The organism is Spirillospora sp. NPDC046719, assembly GCF_040645715.1.
Lineage (GTDB): Bacteria > Actinomycetota > Actinomycetes > Streptosporangiales > Streptosporangiaceae > Spirillospora.
The window spans coordinates 1-16,852 of the sequence record NZ_JBEYYT010000193.1; the positions used below are offsets into that span (position 1 = coordinate 1).

Annotated in this window: 20 protein-coding genes; 9 read left to right on the forward strand and 11 right to left on the reverse strand. The window is 73.2% G+C overall.

Annotated features, from left to right (window positions below; genetic code table 11):
• Positions 1–801 (forward strand): CoA transferase (locus ABZ914_RS28605; protein WP_500196959.1); only part of this gene is annotated, 801 nt, incomplete at its 5' end.
• Between the two features lie 4 nt (positions 802–805).
• A complete protein-coding gene (locus tag ABZ914_RS28610; protein ID WP_500196960.1) occupies positions 806–2,209 on the forward strand; it encodes an amidohydrolase family protein in 1,404 nt (467 codons plus the stop codon).
• Positions 2,210–2,225: 16 nt separating this feature from the next.
• On the opposite strand, the gene ABZ914_RS28615 is transcribed toward ABZ914_RS28610, so the two are convergent.
• The 3 genes from ABZ914_RS28615 to ABZ914_RS28625 all read right to left on the reverse strand — a co-directional run bounded on the left by ABZ914_RS28615 (position 2,226) and on the right by ABZ914_RS28625 (position 5,090).
• On the reverse strand, positions 2,226–2,936 hold the full coding sequence (locus tag ABZ914_RS28615; RefSeq protein WP_500196962.1) for an SDR family oxidoreductase: 711 nt from the start codon (positions 2,934–2,936) through the stop codon (positions 2,226–2,228).
• A 57-nt stretch (positions 2,937–2,993) separates the two neighbouring features.
• Positions 2,994–3,530, reverse strand: coding sequence for a DoxX family protein (locus ABZ914_RS28620; RefSeq protein ID WP_500196963.1), 537 nt, complete (start codon positions 3,528–3,530; stop codon positions 2,994–2,996).
• A gap of 66 nt (positions 3,531–3,596) precedes the next feature.
• A complete protein-coding gene (locus ABZ914_RS28625; protein WP_500196965.1) occupies positions 3,597–5,090 on the reverse strand; it encodes an aldehyde dehydrogenase family protein in 1,494 nt (497 codons plus the stop codon).
• Between the two features lie 227 nt (positions 5,091–5,317).
• Between ABZ914_RS28625 and ABZ914_RS28630 the strand changes: the two genes are divergently transcribed.
• Positions 5,318–6,676 (forward strand): cytochrome P450, encoded by a 1,359-nt coding sequence (locus ABZ914_RS28630; RefSeq protein WP_500196966.1) that lies wholly within the window; start codon positions 5,318–5,320, stop codon positions 6,674–6,676.
• 104 nt (positions 6,677–6,780) lie between these two features.
• Positions 6,781–7,695 carry an aminoglycoside phosphotransferase family protein gene (locus ABZ914_RS28635; RefSeq protein ID WP_500196967.1) on the forward strand — a complete coding sequence of 305 codons (915 nt, stop codon included), beginning with the start codon at positions 6,781–6,783 and terminating at the stop codon, positions 7,693–7,695.
• 67 nt (positions 7,696–7,762) lie between these two features.
• On the opposite strand, the gene ABZ914_RS28640 is transcribed toward ABZ914_RS28635, so the two are convergent.
• From ABZ914_RS28640 to ABZ914_RS28650, 3 genes are all read right to left on the reverse strand, one after another.
• Positions 7,763–8,311, reverse strand: coding sequence for an AAA family ATPase (locus tag ABZ914_RS28640; protein ID WP_500196969.1), 549 nt, complete (start codon positions 8,309–8,311; stop codon positions 7,763–7,765).
• Positions 8,312–8,440: 129 nt separating this feature from the next.
• On the reverse strand, positions 8,441–9,310 hold the full coding sequence (locus ABZ914_RS28645) for an SDR family NAD(P)-dependent oxidoreductase (RefSeq protein ID WP_500196970.1): 870 nt from the start codon (positions 9,308–9,310) through the stop codon (positions 8,441–8,443).
• Positions 9,311–9,396: 86 nt separating this feature from the next.
• Positions 9,397–10,071, reverse strand: a complete 675-nt coding sequence (locus ABZ914_RS28650) for a PaaI family thioesterase (protein WP_500196972.1) — start codon at positions 10,069–10,071, stop codon at positions 9,397–9,399.
• 112 nt (positions 10,072–10,183) lie between these two features.
• Between ABZ914_RS28650 and ABZ914_RS28655 the strand changes: the two genes are divergently transcribed.
• Complete coding sequence (locus tag ABZ914_RS28655; RefSeq protein ID WP_500196974.1) at positions 10,184–10,873, forward strand: TetR/AcrR family transcriptional regulator; 690 nt, start codon at positions 10,184–10,186, stop codon at positions 10,871–10,873.
• On the opposite strand, the gene ABZ914_RS28660 is transcribed toward ABZ914_RS28655, so the two are convergent.
• Positions 10,852–11,898, reverse strand: coding sequence for a GlxA family transcriptional regulator (locus ABZ914_RS28660; RefSeq protein WP_500196975.1), 1,047 nt, complete (start codon positions 11,896–11,898; stop codon positions 10,852–10,854). The genes ABZ914_RS28655 and ABZ914_RS28660 overlap by 22 nt on opposite strands.
• A gap of 53 nt (positions 11,899–11,951) precedes the next feature.
• Here ABZ914_RS28660 and ABZ914_RS28665 point away from each other — a divergent pair, with 53 nt between their 5' ends.
• Positions 11,952–12,350: a cupin domain-containing protein gene (locus tag ABZ914_RS28665; protein ID WP_500196977.1), complete on the forward strand. Its 399-nt coding sequence runs from the start codon at positions 11,952–11,954 to the stop codon at positions 12,348–12,350.
• Between the two features lie 68 nt (positions 12,351–12,418).
• On the opposite strand, the gene ABZ914_RS28670 is transcribed toward ABZ914_RS28665, so the two are convergent.
• Positions 12,419–12,820: a nuclear transport factor 2 family protein gene (locus tag ABZ914_RS28670; protein WP_500196978.1), complete on the reverse strand. Its 402-nt coding sequence runs from the start codon at positions 12,818–12,820 to the stop codon at positions 12,419–12,421.
• Positions 12,821–12,946: 126 nt separating this feature from the next.
• On the opposite strand from ABZ914_RS28670, the gene ABZ914_RS28675 reads away from it, so the two are divergent.
• Entirely contained in the window at positions 12,947–13,558 is a 612-nt protein-coding gene (locus ABZ914_RS28675) for a sigma-70 family RNA polymerase sigma factor (RefSeq protein WP_500196980.1), read from the forward strand.
• Positions 13,559–13,607: 49 nt separating this feature from the next.
• On the opposite strand, the gene ABZ914_RS28680 is transcribed toward ABZ914_RS28675, so the two are convergent.
• Positions 13,608–14,228: a winged helix-turn-helix transcriptional regulator gene (locus ABZ914_RS28680; protein WP_500196981.1), complete on the reverse strand. Its 621-nt coding sequence runs from the start codon at positions 14,226–14,228 to the stop codon at positions 13,608–13,610.
• A 212-nt stretch (positions 14,229–14,440) separates the two neighbouring features.
• Here ABZ914_RS28680 and ABZ914_RS28685 point away from each other — a divergent pair, with 212 nt between their 5' ends.
• Both ABZ914_RS28685 and ABZ914_RS28690 read left to right on the forward strand, forming a co-directional pair.
• The gene (locus ABZ914_RS28685) at positions 14,441–14,797 is read left to right on the forward strand and encodes a hypothetical protein (RefSeq protein ID WP_500196983.1); all 357 of its coding nucleotides are present in this window, start codon (positions 14,441–14,443) and stop codon (positions 14,795–14,797) included.
• Positions 14,798–14,873: 76 nt separating this feature from the next.
• Positions 14,874–15,224 carry a VOC family protein gene (locus tag ABZ914_RS28690; RefSeq protein WP_500196984.1) on the forward strand — a complete coding sequence of 117 codons (351 nt, stop codon included), beginning with the start codon at positions 14,874–14,876 and terminating at the stop codon, positions 15,222–15,224.
• Between the two features lie 52 nt (positions 15,225–15,276).
• Here ABZ914_RS28690 and ABZ914_RS28695 read toward each other — a convergent pair whose 3' ends face one another.
• Both ABZ914_RS28695 and ABZ914_RS28700 read right to left on the reverse strand, forming a co-directional pair.
• Positions 15,277–16,023, reverse strand: coding sequence for an SDR family NAD(P)-dependent oxidoreductase (locus ABZ914_RS28695; protein WP_500196985.1), 747 nt, complete (start codon positions 16,021–16,023; stop codon positions 15,277–15,279).
• A gap of 33 nt (positions 16,024–16,056) precedes the next feature.
• Positions 16,057–16,797 carry an SDR family oxidoreductase gene (locus ABZ914_RS28700; protein WP_500196986.1) on the reverse strand — a complete coding sequence of 247 codons (741 nt, stop codon included), beginning with the start codon at positions 16,795–16,797 and terminating at the stop codon, positions 16,057–16,059.
• Between the last annotated feature and the right edge of the window lie 55 nt (positions 16,798–16,852).

Here is a 16,852-nt window from a genome sequence, read left to right on the forward strand (position 1 = left end):
GGGCGGGGGGGCGGGGCCGCGGCGGCGCCGCCCCGCGTCCCGGTCCCGGCGGCGCCCCGTCCGGTGAAGGACGCGCTGGTCGTCGACTTCAGCGCGCTGTGGGCGGGTCCGCTCTGCGCGCATCTCCTCGGCCTGGCGGGCGCGCGGGTCGTCAAGGTCGAGACGCCCACCCGCCCGGACGGGGCCCGGTACGGCGACCCCGGCTTCTACCGGCTCCTGCACGGCGGCCACCGCTCCGTCGTCCTGGACCCCGCGACCGCGGAGGGCCGCAAGGCGATGGCGGCGCTGGTGGAGGCGGCCGACATCGTCATCGAGGCGTCCCGCCCGCGCGCCCTCGCCCGGTGGGGGCTGGACGCCGAGGCCGCCGTCGCCGCCGGGACGACCTGGGTCTCGATCACCGCGAACGGCCGCGCGTCCGAGCGCGTCGGCTTCGGCGACGACGTGGCGGCGGGCGCCGGGCTGGTCTGCCGCGAACCGGACCTGTCCCCCGTGTTCTGCGGCGACGCGATCGCCGACCCGCTGACCGGGCTCACCGCGGCCGTGCTGGCGGCGGCCGCGCCGCCGGGGCGCGGCGTCCTCTGGGACGTGTCGATGTCCGCCGTGGTCGCGTCGACCCTCGATCCGGGTTCGCCACTCCCCAGTGCGCCGGCGCTCCGCCGCGGCGGCGGGTGGGCCGTCGACACCGGGTCCGGGCTCGTCCCGGTCGCCTCCCCGGAGCGCCGCGCCCCGGACGGCGACGCGCCCGCCGCCGGCGCCGACACCGCCGGCGTGCTGCGGGGACTGGGGATCGCGGTCCCGTGAGCCCATGGACGAGCCCGTGACCTCGCTGCTGTTCCGCGACGCCGAGATCGGCGGGCGGCTCCGGACGCACGTCCGCGTCGAAGGCGGGCGGATCGGCGAGGTCGGCCCGCATCTGGCGCCCACGGGCGCGGACGAGGTGGTCGAGTGCCGCGGTGGCGCGCTGCTCCCGGGACTGTGGGACCACCATGTGCATCTGCATGCCCTGTGGGCGTGGCGGCGGTCCGTGCAGTGCGGACCGCCGGAGGTCGAAGGACGCGACGCCCTGGCGGCGGCGCTCCGCGCGGCGGCACCCGATGAGACCGGGTGGGTGCGCGGCGTCGGCTACGTCGAGAGCGTCGCCGGGGACCTGGACGCGGCGCGTCTCGACGGGCTGCGCGCCGACGTCCCCGTCCGCGTCCAGCACCGCAGCGGCGCGCTGTGGACGCTCAACTCCGCCGCGGCGCGCGAGGCGGGCCTGGCGCAGGGGCGGCACCCCGGCATCGAACGCGACGCGGATGGTGTCCCCACCGGCCGGCTGTGGCGCGCCGACGGCTGGCTCCGCTCCCGCCTGCCCGCCGGGCCGCCCGCGGACCTGAAGGCCGTCGGACGCGACCTGGCGCGGTACGGGATCACCGGCGTCACCGACGCCACACCCGACCTCGCCGCCGGCGCGATCGCCGCGTTCGAGGAAGGGGCGCTTCCCCAGCGCGTGCACCTGCTCGGCATGCCCCTCGACGCCCCGTCCCCCCGCCATCCGCGGGTGTCCACCGGGCCCTACAAGATCGTCCTGGCCGATTCGGGCCTTCCCTCGCTGGACGATCTGACCGGCCGCATCGCGGCCGCCCGCGCGCGGGACCGGGCCGTGGCCGTGCACTGCGTCACCCGCGAGGCGCTGCTGCTCCTCCTCGCGGCGCTCGGCGAGACCGGGGTCCGCGACGGCGACCGCGTGGAGCACGCCGCGCTCGTCCCGGCGGAGACCATCGGGGAACTGGCCCGGCTCGGCCTGCGCGTCGTCACACAGCCCGGCTTCATCGCCGACCGGGGCGACGACTACCTGCGCGACGTCCCGGCCGCCGACCACGGCGACCTGTACCGCTGCGGCCGCCTCGCCGCCGTGGGCGTGCCGGTCGCGGTGTCGAGCGACGCGCCCTACGGACCCCTCGACCCGTGGGCGGTGATCGACGCCGCCGCGCGCCGCCGCACCCGGTCCGGGGCGATCGTGGCCGGCGGCGAGGCCGTCCCCGCGTACGCCGCCCTGCGCTCCTACCTGACGCCGCCCGGCGACCCGGGCGGGCGTGCCCGGGGCGTCCGGCCCGGCGCGGCCGCCGACCTGGCCCTGCTCCACGTCCCGCTCGCCGACGCGCTGCGCGGCCCGGACGCGAGGGCCGTCCGCCTCACCGTCATCGATGGCCGCCTCGTCGAAGGCTGACGGCCGCACCGGGGCGTCACGGCAGAGGAGCCGCCGTGTAGAGGTCGGGCCGCCGGCCGGGGCGCACGACCAGTTCCGTGCCCGGCTCCCCGTCGCGCAGGAGGTCCTCGACGGCGGCGGCGACCTCCTCGGCGGTGAGCATGGGGATGCCCGCCGCCCGGAACCGGTCGCGGGCTCCGGCGGTCAGAGGCGTGTCGACGAGGCCGGGGCAGACGGCGCTGAGGCGGATCCCCTCCCGCGACAGCGGACCGGACAGGGCGCGGACCAGGCCGATGACGGCGTGCTTGGTCATCGTGTAGATCGGGTCCTGCTCGACGCCCTGGAGAGCGGCGAGCGACGCGGTGACGACGATGGACCCGCCGCCGTTCCCGCGCATGACGGGAAGCGCGGCGCGCAGCCCGTACACGACGGAGTGCTGGTTGACGCCGACGACCGCCTGGTAGCGGCCGAGGTCGAGAGTGCCGGGGTCCTTGTCGACGGAGTTGGTCCCCGCGTTGAGGACGAGCAGGTCCAGACGCCCGCCGGCGGCCCGCACCGCCCGCGCGGACAGCTCCGGATCGGTCAGGTCGCCGACGACCGCGGTGCCGCCGACCGACGCGGCCACCTCCCGCACCGCCGGATTGCGGTCGACCACCACGCATCGGGTCCCGGACGCGGCGAGGCGCCGGGCGACCGCCGCGCCGATGCCGCCCGCCGCACCGGTGATGACCGCGCTTTCGCTCGTCATGTTCCTCCTCATTCGCCTGAACCGCCACGGCGGCCGAGCCGCCCTGCCCCCCGGCCGTCAGCCGCCCTGCTCCTCCGGCCGCCGGGCGGGACGCCAGAAGACGGCCAGCAGGAGGGCGGCGCCGGCGCCCCCGGCGAGGGCGGTGACCGCGAGGCCCGTCCAGCCGGAGAGGTCGCCGTCGATCCCGAGGGCACGGTCGAGGGACACGGCGCCGCCGCCCAGGGCGCCGATCCCGCACGCCACCATGATGATCATGGCGACGTACTCGTAGCCCTGGCCGGGCCGGAAGATGAAGAAACCGTTGCGCAGGTGCGCGGTGATGAACGCGACCGCCATCGTGCCGACGGCCCCGGCGGCGGCGAGCGGGGTGAGCAGCCCGAGCAGCAGCAGGACGCCGGCGCCGAGCTCCGTGCCGGTCGCCATCAGGGCGTGCAGCCGGCCCGGCCGCAGCCCCATGGACTCGAACCAGCCCGCCGTGCCCTCGATCCTGCCGCCGCCGAACGCGTGGTTCCAGCCGTGCGCGATCAGGGTGCCGCCGACGGACACCCGCAGGACGAGTGAGGCGATGTCGGCGGCGGCCGCGTCTGCTGCCATGCGGGGGTTCCTTTCGTCGGCGCCGGCGCGGGGGACGGCCGGCGCTGGATACGGTGGCGCCTTCGCTCAGGGGACGACGGCCGCGAACGCCTTGCGTTCCAGGAACTCGTCCAGTCCGGCGGCCCCCATCTCGCGGCCGATCCCCGACTGCTTGAAGCCGCCGAAGGGGACGTCCGGCGCGAAGTAGTTGCCGCCGTTGATGCTGAGCGTGCCGGTGCGGATCCGCCGGGCCACGGCGATGGCGCGTGCCTCGCTGGCACTGTGCACCGCTCCGGAGAGGCCGTAGGCGGAGTTGTTGGCGATGCGGACGGCGTCGTCATCGTCGTCGTAGGCGATGACGGCGAGGACCGGCCCGAACACCTCCTCCTGCGCGATCTCGCTGTCGGGATCCACACCGCTCAACAAGGTCGGGGTGTAGAAGAACCCCGGATCGACCTTCTCGCCGCCGGTCACCAGCTTCGCGCCTCCCTCCACGGCACGCCGCACCATCCCGTCCACCTTCTCCCGCTGCCGCTCACTGATCAACGGCCCCATGTAGGTGTTCGGATCGCGCGGGTCCCCGTAGCGGATCCCGGCGAGCTGGGCGGCGACCCGCTCCACCATCGCGTCGTGCTGGTCGCGCCGCACCAGCAGCCGGGAGGTGATCGCGCATCCCTGCCCGGCGTGCGAGCAGATGGTGAAGGCCGCGGCCATCGCGGTCAGGTCGAGGTCGGCGTCGTCGAGGACGACCATCGCGGACTTGCCGCCGAGTTCGAGGAAGACCCGCTTCACGGTCCCGCTCGCCGCGGCCATGATCTTGCGGCCGGTGGCGGTGGACCCGGTGAAGGTGACGACGTCCACGTCCGGATGGGTGGTCATGACCTCGCCGGCCGCCGGCCCCGCGGAGGTGAGGACGTTGACCACGCCGGCCGGGATGTCGGTGCGCTCGGCGATCAGCTCGGCCAGCGCCAGCGTCACCAGCGGCGTGTCCGGCGCGCCCTTCAGCACGACCGTGCACCCGGCGGCGAGCGCCGGCGCCAGCTTGGCCAGGGCGAGCTGGTTGGGGTAGTTGTACGCGGTGATCGCGGCGACGACCCCGGCGGCCTCCTTCTCCACCCACCGGCGGTGCCGCCGGCCCCGGGCCTCGATCTCGCCGAGGTCCTCGGTGAAGGACTGGTCCCGCAGGAGCCCCGCGTAGTAGCGGACGATCTCCAGCGGCTCGTCCAGTCCCGCGCCGTGGGTGACGATGCGGGGCGACCCGGTGTCGGCGATCGTCAGCTCCCGCAGGTCCTCCTTGTGCTCGGCGAGCACCTGGTACAGCTGCTCCAGGCAGCGGACGCGGAGAGCGGCGTCGGTCGGCCAGGCCGTGGTGTCGAACGCGCGGCGGGCCGCGGCGACGGCGGCCTCGGCCTGGGCGGGCGTGGCGTCGGGGGCGTGCCCGATGACCTTTCCGGTGGCCGGGTCGAGCGACGGGTACGTCCGCTCCCCCTCGACCAGGCGGCCGCCGATCAGCAGTCGCCTCGTCCGCTCCGCGCGTGCGGCGGATCCCGCCGCCGCTCCGGCGTCGCGCTGGTTTCCCATCCCGCCTCCTCCAGTCTGAAAACCTCATTCTCTTGAATGAGAACAGGAACTTCAAGAGCTCAGCGCACGGCACCTGGGAGACCTTCGTGCCGCGACGACCCCACCCGAGGCCCGCGAAGGCGGGACGGCGGACCTACCGGGCGCTCACGGATGAGAGTATTGTTCTCGCAATTGAAAAGTAAGTTCTACCCCCTGGGATCGCCCGCCGCCTCAGAGAGGACGACGTCGTGAGCGTGGACGACGAGGCCCGCAAGAAGAACCGCTACGAGTTCGACCGGCACACCCCGGAGTACCGCCGGCAGTTCACCTCGATCACCCGTGAGATGCAGCAGAAGTGCCCGATCGCCTGGTCGGACACCTACGACGGGCACTGGGTGGCCGCCGGCGCCGCGGAGGTGTTCGAGCTCGCCCGGTCCGCCGACAAGCTGTCGAACGACCACGACGTGAAGGGGGAGCGGCGCGGCTACAAGGGCATCACCATCCCGGCCCCGGACCCGGCGCCGCCGGTGCGGGGCGGCTTCCTGGAGATGGACCCGCCCGAGCAGCGCCACTACCGGCAGGCGCTGAACCCCTACCTGTCCCCCGCCGCCGTGAGCCGCTGGATCCCGTTCGTCGACGAGGTGGTGCGCGCCTGCCTGGACGAGCGGTCCGAGAGCGGGACCATCGACTTCGTCGACGACCTGGCGAACATCGTGCCCGCCGTCCTCACCCTGGCGATGCTCGGCGTGCCGGTGAAGAGGTGGGCGCTGTACAGCGAACCGACCCACGCCGCCGTGTACACGCCGCCGAACTCGCCGGAGATGGCCCTGGTCCGCGAGCAGCAGGGCGCCTGCTTCTCCGACCTGTTCCAGGAGATGGGCGCGATCCGGGAGGACCCCCGCCCCGGCATGATCGACGCGCTGGTGCGCGCCGAGATCAACGGCGCGAGGCCGGACGACCTGGAACTGCTCGGCGTGCTCGCCCTCGTCATCGGCGGCGGGTTCGACACGACGACCGCGCTGACCGCGCACGCGCTGGAGTGGCTGTCGGACAACCCGGACGAGCGGGAGCGGCTGTCGCGCGAGCGCGACACCCTGCTGGACTCGGCCACCGAGGAGTTCCTGCGCTACTTCACCCCGGCCCCCGGGGACGCCCGCACGTTCTCCGAGGACTGCGAGATCGCCGGGACGCGCTTCAAGGAGGGCGAGCGCGTCTGGCTGTCCTGGGCCATGGCCAACCGGGACCCGTCGGTGTTCGCCGAGCCCGACCGGATCGACCTCGAACGCTCCGGGAACCGGCACCACGCGTTCGGCCTCGGCATCCACCGGTGCATCGGCTCGAACGTCGCGCGCACCGTGTTCAAGCGCATGATCGTGCAGGTGCTGGACCGCATGCCCGGCTACCGCTGCGATCCGGACGGCACCGTGCACTACGAGACGATCGGCGTCATCCAGGGCATGCGCCACCTGCCGGCGACGTTCGACCCGCACCCGCCGCTCGGTCCCGGGCTCGACGAGACCCTCGACATCCTCCAGAAGGCCTGCGACGAGCAGCGGCTCGCGGAGCCCGTCACGCGCCGCAAGGCCGCGGCGAAGATCGTCCGCTGACCGATCCGGACGGGGGGCGGGCCAGACCCGTCCCCCCGGTCCGGCCTTGCGGGCGACCGACCGCGCGTGGCCGGAGCCGGTGGCTGCGCCAGTACCGTGACTCTGTGGCCGACTCCGAGATCGAGATCGAGATCAGCGCGGACCTGGTGCGTGAGTTGCTGCAAGAGCAGCATCCGGACCTCGCAGGGCTGGCCGTCCGCGAAGTAGCGGGCGGGTGGGGCAACCAGATGTGGCGCCTCGGGGACGAGTTGGCCGTGCGCATGCCGCGTACGGCAGGTGCCCCGGAACTACTGCGCAAGGAGTGCCGGTGGCTGCCCGTCCTGGCCCCGCGCCTGCCGCTCCCGGTCCCGATCCCTGTCCGGGTGGGTGAACCGTCCGCCCGCTTCCCCAAGCCCTGGACGATCATGACGTGGGTCCCCGGCGAGCCGCTGGACCAGGGCTCGATCAGCCGCGGCGACCACGCGGCCGACGCCCTCGCGGATTTCCTCAAGGCACTCCACGCGCAGGCGCCCGAAGACGCGCCGATCAGCCAGGACCGCGGCGACCACCCCAAGAAGTGCACGGACGGCTTCGACCGCTTCTTCCACGCCGTCGTCCCCGACGGCCTCGCCGACGGCGTCCGGGCCGTCTGGGACGACGCCGTCGCGGCGCCCGAGTGGGACGGTCCGCCGGTCTGGGTGCACGGCGACCTGCATCCCGCCAACGTCGTCGTCTCGGACGGGACGCTCTCGGGCGTCATCGACTTCGACGCCGTGTTCGCCGGCGACCCGGCGTGGGACCTCGCGGCGGCATGGGTGATCCTTCCCGCCGGCACCGCCGCACGCTTCTTCGACGCGTACGCGCGAGCCGACGAGGCGACGATCCGGCGCGCCCGCGGGCTGGCCGCCCTGAAAAGCCTGTTCCTCATGCTGATGGGCCGGAACGGCGACCAGGGCCTTCCCGGCGGCAAGCCGGCATGGGGACCCGCGGGCCGGGCAGCGCTCGACCGCGTCCTGACAGGCGATCTCCTCGCGCGATAGACGCCTCCGCCTACTGGTGATCACCGGTGGCCGTGCCGTTCCCGGACCGGCCATTCAATGATCATGATCAGTGAGCGGCGTGGGGTCCGGCCCATCCGGTGGCGGCGACGACCTCCCGCGCGATGTCGGCGACGAGCCGCCCGTCCGTCGCCACCCGCACGGTCCCCGCGGGAGCTCGCCGGTCCAGGACCCGGGCCTTGCGGACACCTCCTTCCAGCTCCTGCTCCAACTCCGAGCCGAGTTCCCGTCCCACCAGCCGTTCGCGTGCGGTCTCGTCGGAGGCGGTGAGCAGGACCCGCACGATCCGCACTCCGGCCCCCATGGCACGCTCGAACATGCCCGTCGCCTCCGGCAGCACGCTCGCGGTGTTCGTATAGACCAGGCGCCGGTAGCCGCGCCGGGCGAAGTTGGCCCACACGGCGGTCAGGTTGATCTCGGTGATCTCCTCGCGGTGCGGGTCGCCTTCCGGAGCCGGATGCACCTGGCCCATGAAGTCACCATCGATGATCGCGTGAGCGACCGCCTCGGAGCGCAGCAGCGCCGAGACCTCCCACCCCACCGTGGTCTTGCCGACACCGGCTCGTCCTCCGATGAGGAGTACTTCCGCGCGTTCCATGGGGGCAGCGTGCCAGCGGGCGACCGCCACACGCGATCCGTTATCGCCCCAGTCGCCTGAGCCCAGCCCCGCCCACACGCGGCCCGCGCGCGCTCGGGGTTCGCCGACGCCCGCCGCTCGGAGCCGCCTTCACTGATCCCCGGTCACCGTCGCGGCGATCTCGTCCGGGGTCCAAGGTGGGGAGGTGCCATGGTCCCGCCAGGTGAGGTACCGCTCGACCGGACGCGGGAACTCCCCGATGTACCCGCCCGCACCGGCGAACACCCGTCCCGTGACGTCGGGCGACTCGGTGCTCGCGAGGAAGACGTAGAGCTGGGCGACGTACTCGGCGGGAGGCGGCGCCAGCGCTCCGGAGTGCATGAGGTCGTCCAGGATGCCCCGCCGGTGCAGCCGTTCGATGCCGGCCTCATAGTCCGGGCCGCTCGACAGGCGCGTCTCGGCGCCGGGGCAGACCGCGTTCACCCGGACGCCGTGTTCCCGCAGCTCTGCCGCCAGCGCGTAGGTCAGGCTGTTCACGGCTCCCTTGCCCGCCGGGTAGCCGGTCCCTCCGAAGGCCCCGGTGAACGCGTGCGAGCTGGTGTTCACGATCCAGCCCCGTCCCGCCTCGACCATGAGCGGAGCGAACGCCCGGCAGGTCAGGAACGTCGCGTGGAGGTGGACATCGATGAGCTCGCGCCAGGCCTCCACGGAGATGTCCAGGATCGAGGACCCGGGAGGCTCGGCGGTGCCCGCGCAGTTGACGAGGATGTCGGGGGTGCCGAGGTCCCGCGCCGCACGGACCAGCGACTCGACCACGCCGGGGTCCGCGGCGGAACCGGCCACGCCGACGGCCCGTGCCGATGCGCCCAGCTCGGCGACGGCATCGCCGACGGCCGCCGGATCACGTCCGTTGATCACGACGGACGCTCCCGCGCCCGCCAGCGCGCGGGCCACCTCCAGGCCGATGCCGCGGGACGACCCGGTGACGACGGCGACGCTCCCCTCCGCGAGCGACCTCATGGAGCCCCTCCTCCGGAGAACTCACTGCGGGAACCACCGGCAGCCAGAGACATAGTCACCTCTATGTACTCGTCCGGCTCGATGAGCTAGCGCCCGTCAGCCGTCGGCGCCCCCACCGGCTGGATGAACACCCCGTCGGCCTCGACGGTCACCCCGCCGGCGTCCGAGATCGACCCGGCCACGAACACCTTGCGCCCCTCCTCGCGGACGATGCCCGCTTCGAGGCGGAGCGGGCCGAGCGGAGTCCCGCGCCGGTAGCGCATGGTGAGCGTCCCGGTGAAGGCCGTGCGGCGCATCGCGGACGCCGCCTCCCCCATGATGTGGTCGAGAAGCATCGCGGAGACTCCCCCGTGCACCAGCCCGGGAGGCCCCTCGTACGCCGCGCCGAGGACCACGTCGGCGTGGCATCCCGACGAATCGTGCACCACGCGCAGGGGCGGGGCGATCGCGTTCGCGGCGCCCATCACGGCATTGCCCCAGTTCCAGGACCGGAGCTCGCCGTTGTACCGGATGCCGGCGGGACCGGGGAGCTGGGCGGCGCGCAGCCGCGCGACGAGCGCGGCGAGGTCGTCGCGGATCCGGTGCACCTCGTCGTCGTCGACGGTCGTCCGGATCGTGGCGTCGATCAGCTCGCGCACGGTCCCGGTCAGCGACGCCTTCACCGCTTCCCGGCGGTCCACCTCGGCGGTCGGCGTGTCTTCGCGGACGAAGCCGCCGACGCCCACCGCGGATTCTTCGGGAAAGGAACGGCGGCTCGTCATGCGCCGACCGTATACCGGAACCACGAGCGCCAACAAGGATCACATAGATACATCTATGTCTCTTTCGTCGGTACGGCCTCGTCGGCCACGCCGTCCGATCTACAATCACCTCGTGACCGAGCCCTCGACCGACCGGGCGGCGGAGGCGGGTGACCCGGCGAGCCGCGGCGCCACCGGCGCGCCCGTCAACGCGAGAGGGGCCCGGCTCAACCGGCGCGGCCTGGAGACCCGCGCCCGGGTGATCGGGACCGCGATCGATGTGCTCGCCGACGGCGAGCGCGGCGGTGAGGTCAGCGCCAACCTCGTCGCGAAACGCGCGGGCGTCACCTGGGGCACGGTCCAGCACCAGTTCGGCGGCGTCGACGGGCTCTGGGCCGCGGTCCTCCAGGAACTGGCGGGCCGGGGCGAGATGCTGCCGTGGAAGGAGATGGACGACGGGTCCGTCACCGAACGGATGACCCGGATCGTCGACGCCCTCTGGTCGGGTCTCGACTCCACCCCCGGCCGGGCGGTGGCGACGCTGCGCGGCCTGCTGCCCCGCAACACCGCCGAGCTGGCCGGCGCCTACCCGCGGACGACCGCGCAGCTCGCCCTCTGGGACCGCCACTGGCGGCGCGCCTACGCGCGGGCCTTCCGCGGGCTCGTCGTCGACGCCTACCGGCTGGAGCGCGTACGCCACCTCCTGCCGGCCGCCGTCCACGGCCTCTACCTGGAGCAGAACCTGAGCACCTGGACCGACATCGACGAGGCGCGCGCCGTCCTCGCCGAGTCGATCGCCGGCTACCTCGAAGGGCGCGGCTGAGCCCCCGCCGTCGACGGGGCGCCACCGGCGTCGGCGCCCGTGCCCGGGCCGAAGCGGCGCCGGTACTCCAGCGGGGTGAGCCCGATCTTGCGGCGCATCAGCGCGCGCAGGTTGGCGGCGGTGCCCAGCCCGCTGTACCGCGCGACCCGCTCGAACCGCGACTCGCCCCGCTCGATCATGCGGCACGCCAGGCCGAGCCGCTCCCCCGTCAGCCATCCGAGCGGCGTCGTGCCCAACTGCGCCCGGAAGCGGCGGTGCAGCGTGGCCGGGCTGACCGCGGCGCGCGCCGCGAGATCGGACACCGTGAGCGGGGCGTCCAGGCGCTCCTGGGCCCAGGCGAGGACGGGCGCGAGGGACTCGTCGGGCGCGTCGGGCACGGGCCGCTCCACGAACTGCCGCTGCCCGCCGTCGCGGTGCGCGGCGAACACCAGCCGCCGGCTCACCGCGTTGGCGACCTCCGCGCCGTGGTCGCGGCGGACGATGTACAGGCCGAGGTCGAGCGCGGCGGCGCTCCCCGCGGCGGTGAGGACGTCGCCGTCGTCCACGAACAGCACGTCGGTCTCCAGCCGGACGGACGGGAAGCGGGCCCGGAAGTCCTCGGCCCACTGCCAGTGCGCGGTGGCGCGGCGCCCGTCGAGGACCCCGGCCTCGGCCAGCGTGAACGCGCCGCTGCAGAAGCCGACCAGGCGCGCGCCGCGCGCGTGTGCCCGCCGGATCGCGTCGAGCACCGCGGGCCGGCGCGGCACTTCGACGTCGGGACGGTTGGGCACGATCACGGTGTCCGCCGCTTCGGCCGCGTCCAGGCCGGCGACGCCGGTGAGGGTGAAGAACCCGTCCCGCATCGGCGTGCGGGGCTCGGGCGAGCACAGCCGGAAGTCGTAGAGGTCGCGGCCGAGCTCCGGCCTGCGCAGGCCGAAGACCTCGGTCGCGCAGCCCAGCTCGAAGGGGTTGGAGTTCTCGTCCACGATCACGACGACCTTGTGCGGGGTCGCCGCGCCGCGGGCTTGCGAGGATCCTTGCGCCATGTGCTATTCCTAGCACTCACGCCGGGGGCGCCCGGGCCGCCAGGATGCGATGCATGAGCAACGGACCCATCGACCTCGCCCAGGCCCTGGCCTCCTTCGACGCGCTGTGGAGCCCCCGTATCGTCACGCGCGTCAACGACTATGACGTGCGCGTCGCCAAGGTCGAGGGCGAGCACATCTGGCACGTCCATGACGACACCGACGAGTTCTTCCTGGTGCTCGACGGGGAACTGCACATCGCCCTGCGCGGCCCCGACGGGGAGCGGACGGTCCGGCTGCCCCGGGGCGCGGTCTTCACCGTCCCGCGCGGCACCGAGCACAGGCCGTCCGCTCCCGGCGGGGCCGCGATCCTGTTGTTCGAGCCGTCCGGGACGCCCTCGGTCGGCGACCGCCATGACGCCGTCCCGGACCACGTCGACGCGACGACGGGCCACGCGCTCGGCTCCTTGTAGGGAGCGGCTTGTAGGGAGCGGCCCGCGGGAGGCGAGGGCCTCGCGTCCGGTTCGATCCGCGGCGGCGGTCAGAACATCCCGTGCGGGTGGAGCACCTCGTCGGGGACCGGTTGGACGACGTCCCAGTGCTCGACGATCTCGCCGGCGTCGACGCGGAAGATGTCGACCGTCGCGAGGTCGCCCCGCGGGGTGGCCACGTGGGTGTGCACGGCGACCAGGTCGCCGTCGGCGAGGACGTGCTCGACCGCTACGGTCGCGTCCCGCAGGTGCGCGCCGCCGGGCCCGCTCAGGAAGTCCGCGAACGCCTGGCGCCCGGACTGCGCCGCGGGATCGTGCGCCACGCGGGGGTTGTGCGAGACGAAACCCTCGCCCAGCAGGTCGGTGAAGCCGGCGATGTCGCCCGCGCCGAACCGCGACACGGCCTCCAGGACGAACCGCCGGTTCTGGTCGGAGAGTGGGGTCGATGTCATGTCACGCCTTTCGGGTCGCCGGGCGATGTCCACTCGGTACGACGGATGGAAATCCTCTGGCGTCACGCGTGACGTCGGCGCCCGCCGAACCGTCTTGCTGATGAGGGACCTGGACGGGAGGGCGCGATGGACACGGCGGGCGAACTGTTCGAGAAGCGCCGGGCCGCGCTGTGGGCGGCGGCGTACCGGATGCTCGGAAACCGGGCGGATGCCGACGACGTCCTTCAGGAGGCATGGCTCCGCTGGAGCCGGGTGGACCACGGCACGGTCGCCGACCCCGGCGCGTACCTGTTCCGGCTGGTGACCCGGCAGGCGATCGACGAGCTCCGCAGGATACGGGCGCGGCGCGAAGTGACCATCGACGAGGACCGTCCCGCCGGCCCGCCGAACGGCGCCTCCGGGGAGCCGCGCCCGGTCGACGCGGTGGCGGCGGGCCTGCTGGTCGTCCTGGAGACCCTGTCCCCCACCGAGCGCGCGGTGTTCCTGCTGCACGACGTGTTCGGCTTCGCGCACGCGGAGATCGCGGCCATCGTCGGACGCACCGAACGGGCGGTCCAGCAGATGGCGTACCGGGCCCGGCGGCACGTCCGAGGGCGCCGCCCGCGGTTCCGGCCCACGCCGGGCGAGCACCGGGCGGTCACCGAACGCTTCCTGGCGGCGGCGGCCCTGGGCGGCGACCTGCCCGGTTACGGCACGGCCTGCGCGGCCGGCACGAATCCCGGCGCTGGAAACACCTGAACTCCTCGCACGCGCCGAGCATCGCCGACCGCCGGTGCGGCATCCAAGGTCATGGGCGGTCAGCGCGGGCGGCGTCTCCGTACAGCAGCCGGTTGAGGGTCGGAAGGTCGCCCACGAAGGCCAGCCTTCCTTCGGCGAGCGCCGCGTCGAGCGAGGCCGGGGCCGCCAGCAGGCCGCCGAGCGTCTTGGGGTCCGTGCGGAGCGAGATGTCGGCCCTGGCCGGTTCGCCGCTCTGCACGTGGACCTCTCCGGACTCCACGCGGACCGTCCAGACCGAGCCGTCGAGATCGAGGCGGCAGACGATCGGCGGCGCCGCCGGGTCGGGACGGACGCCGACGCGCAGGAACAGCAGCACCGAGGTGGCGCTGAGGGAGCTCGGCTCCGGTGGGCTGGGGGCGTCGATCCCCCACTCGCTCAGCGCCAGGACGACCGGCTCCAGCCTGCGGCCCCACTCGGTCAGCTCGTAGACCTGCGGTCCCGACGTCGCCCCCAGCCTGCGGCGATGGACCACCCCGTGCTGCTCCAGTTCCCGGAGCCGGTCGGCGAGCAGGTTCGAGCTGGCGTTGGGCAGAGCGTGCCGGAGCTCGGAGAAGCGCTGAGGCACCAGGAGCAGCTCCCGGACGACCAGCAGCGCCCACCGCTCTCCGACGACGTCGAGAGCCCGGGCCATCCCACATGAGTCCCGGTAACTGCGGCTGGTCGGCACGGCCACCCCCTCCTTGTCTCCACTCCGATCCTAGCCTCGGTTCTGAAAAACAACTCTTTCTAGTTGTTTTTTACAACCTGCCGTGGCTATGGTTGGCGGGCGACCTGCCGGAACCAGCGAGGTTCAGCGGCGGCAAGGTCGCGCGACGAGCGCAATCCGGCAGACAGGAGCCTGCGATGAGCGATGCACTTCCGGACGAGGGCCCGGCCTCGGCCGAGCGGTACCGACATGCGACGATCGTCGATCCCGATGCGCATCAAGTCCTGTTCGACAACGAGCACGTTCGGGTGATCCAGGCGCGGGCCTCTCACGGCTGGAAGAACGAGATGCACTCGCATCTCCCGATGCTCGTGGTCAACCTCGGCTCCGGGCGGCAGAAGGTGACCTGGGCGGACGGGACGACGCAGATCGTGGATCTGAACCCCGGCGCGGTCGTCTGGCAGGAGAACGCCTTCGAACACGCCTGGGAGCTGCTGGCCGGCGAGGTGAACGTGATCCTCGTCGAGGTCAAGTCGGCGAATACCGGAGCATGAGCGCCCACCGAGCGGGACGCGTCGAATGGCGACGGCCCCTACCGCGATCCCCGATCACCTGGCGAGGAGATTCGACATGGCAACGCTGAAACCCGGCAGCATGCTGCTCGGCACGACCCGTCCCGCCGAACTGCGGGAATGGTACGTCAAGGCGCTGGCGCCGGAGTCCGCCGGCGAGGGCGCGATCGATCTGGGCGGCTTCCTGCTGGTCATCGACGGGCGCGACGACGTCGAGGCGGAGAACGACCAGCCGGGCCGCACGATCATCAACTTCCACGTCGACGACTTCGACGCGGTGGAGGCCCAACTGAACGCGGCCGGCGTGAAATGGATCTCGGTCGCGGACCGGGAGAAGGGCAGGTTCGGCACGTTCGCCGACCCGGACGGGAACTACCTCCAGATCATCGAGTGGAAGAAGGCCGCCTGAGACAGGGCGTCCCGCCGGTGCCCGGTCGGCGCCTCCCGCCGACCGGGCGCCGTCACGACAGGCCGCCGTCCACGATGATCTCCTGACCGGTGATGTAGGAGGCGTCGCCGGAGGCGAGAAAGGCGACGACGCCGGCCACTTCCTCAGGTCCGCCGAGCCGCTTCATCGGGGCCGCGTCGGCCATCCGGCTCATCCGCTCCGCCGACCCGCGCGGCAGAGGGCCTCGGCTGGAGTCGGACACGTCGATCGGGCCGGGGCTCACGGCGTTCACACGGATCCGCCGCGGCGCGAGTTCGGCCGCCGCGCTACGGGTGAACGATCGCAGGGCGGCCTTGGACGCGGTGTAAACGCTGGTTCCGGGCCTTCGCCAAGCCGGGTCGACCGGGGCCAAGCCGCACAGAATGACGGAGGCTCCGTCGCTCAGATGCGGGACCGATTTCTGCAAGGTGAAGAAGGCGCCCTTCGCGTTGACGCCGAAGGCCTCGTCGAAGAACTCTTCCGTCGACTCGTGAAGCGCCTGGAACCCCTTGAACCCGGCGTTGACGAAAAGCACGTCGATCGGGCCGAGTTCCTTCACGACGGTGGAGAAGAGCAGATCGATCTCCTGGAGCCGACCGACGTCCGCCGCGACGGTGAGGACGCCGTCGCCGATCACGGTGGCGGCCCGGTGGAGCCGCTCCTCGTCACGTCCCGAGATGGCGACCCGGGCGCCTTCCTGGCGGAACCGTTTCGCCGTCGCCAGACCGATGCCGCTGCCTCCGCCGGTGACGACGGCGACCCGGCCGTCGAATCTGCCCATCAAGGCTTGTTCTCCCTGTTGCTCAGCAGACGCTCAGTGGAGCGGGCGTGTCCCGGCACCGGCGACCAGATAGGCCGGGGCGCCGCCGCGGTCGCCGGCGACGTCCATGACCGCCTTGGCGACCTGCTCCGGGGTGAGGATCGGCTGGAGACCGCGGGTGAAGGCGTCCTGGTCGACGCCCTGGCGCTCCGCGTAGTCGGCGACCGCCTGCGCGCCGAGTCCGGTCGCCGGCGTGAGCTGCGGGAGCAGCGCGACGAAGCGGATGCCGAGCCCGGCCCTGTCCGACTCCTCGGCGGCGTAACCGCTGATGTACCGGATCGCGGCCTTGGCGCCGGCATACCCTCCGCTGAGCGGGGACCCGGCCACGACCGCCCCGCTGGACATCGCGACGACCGCGCTGCCCGGGGCCAGCGGTTCGAGCAGCGCCGCCCGCGTCCAGGTGAAGACGTGCCGGGTGTCGACGTGCCAGTTGCGGCTGAAGGTCTCCCAGGTCTGCTCGTGCACGGGCGCCATGTGCGGCATGACTCCGGCGTTGAGGACGAGCAGGTCCGGCCGGTGTTCGCGGATCGTGCTATGAGCGAGCGCCTCGTCGGTGGCGTCGGCCGCGACCGGGGTGAACCCCTCCCCCAGTTCCTCGCTGACGGCATGCAGTTCCCGCTCGTCGCGGGCGATGCCGACGACACCGGTGCCGGCCGCGACGAGCGCGGTGGCGATCGCCCGCCCGAAGCCGCGGCCGGCACCGGTCACGACCGCCGTCTGGAAAGAATCGGACATCAGACACTCCGAGTGTCGTGGTCGAGTTCGGTCGACATCTAGACCCGCGGCCGAC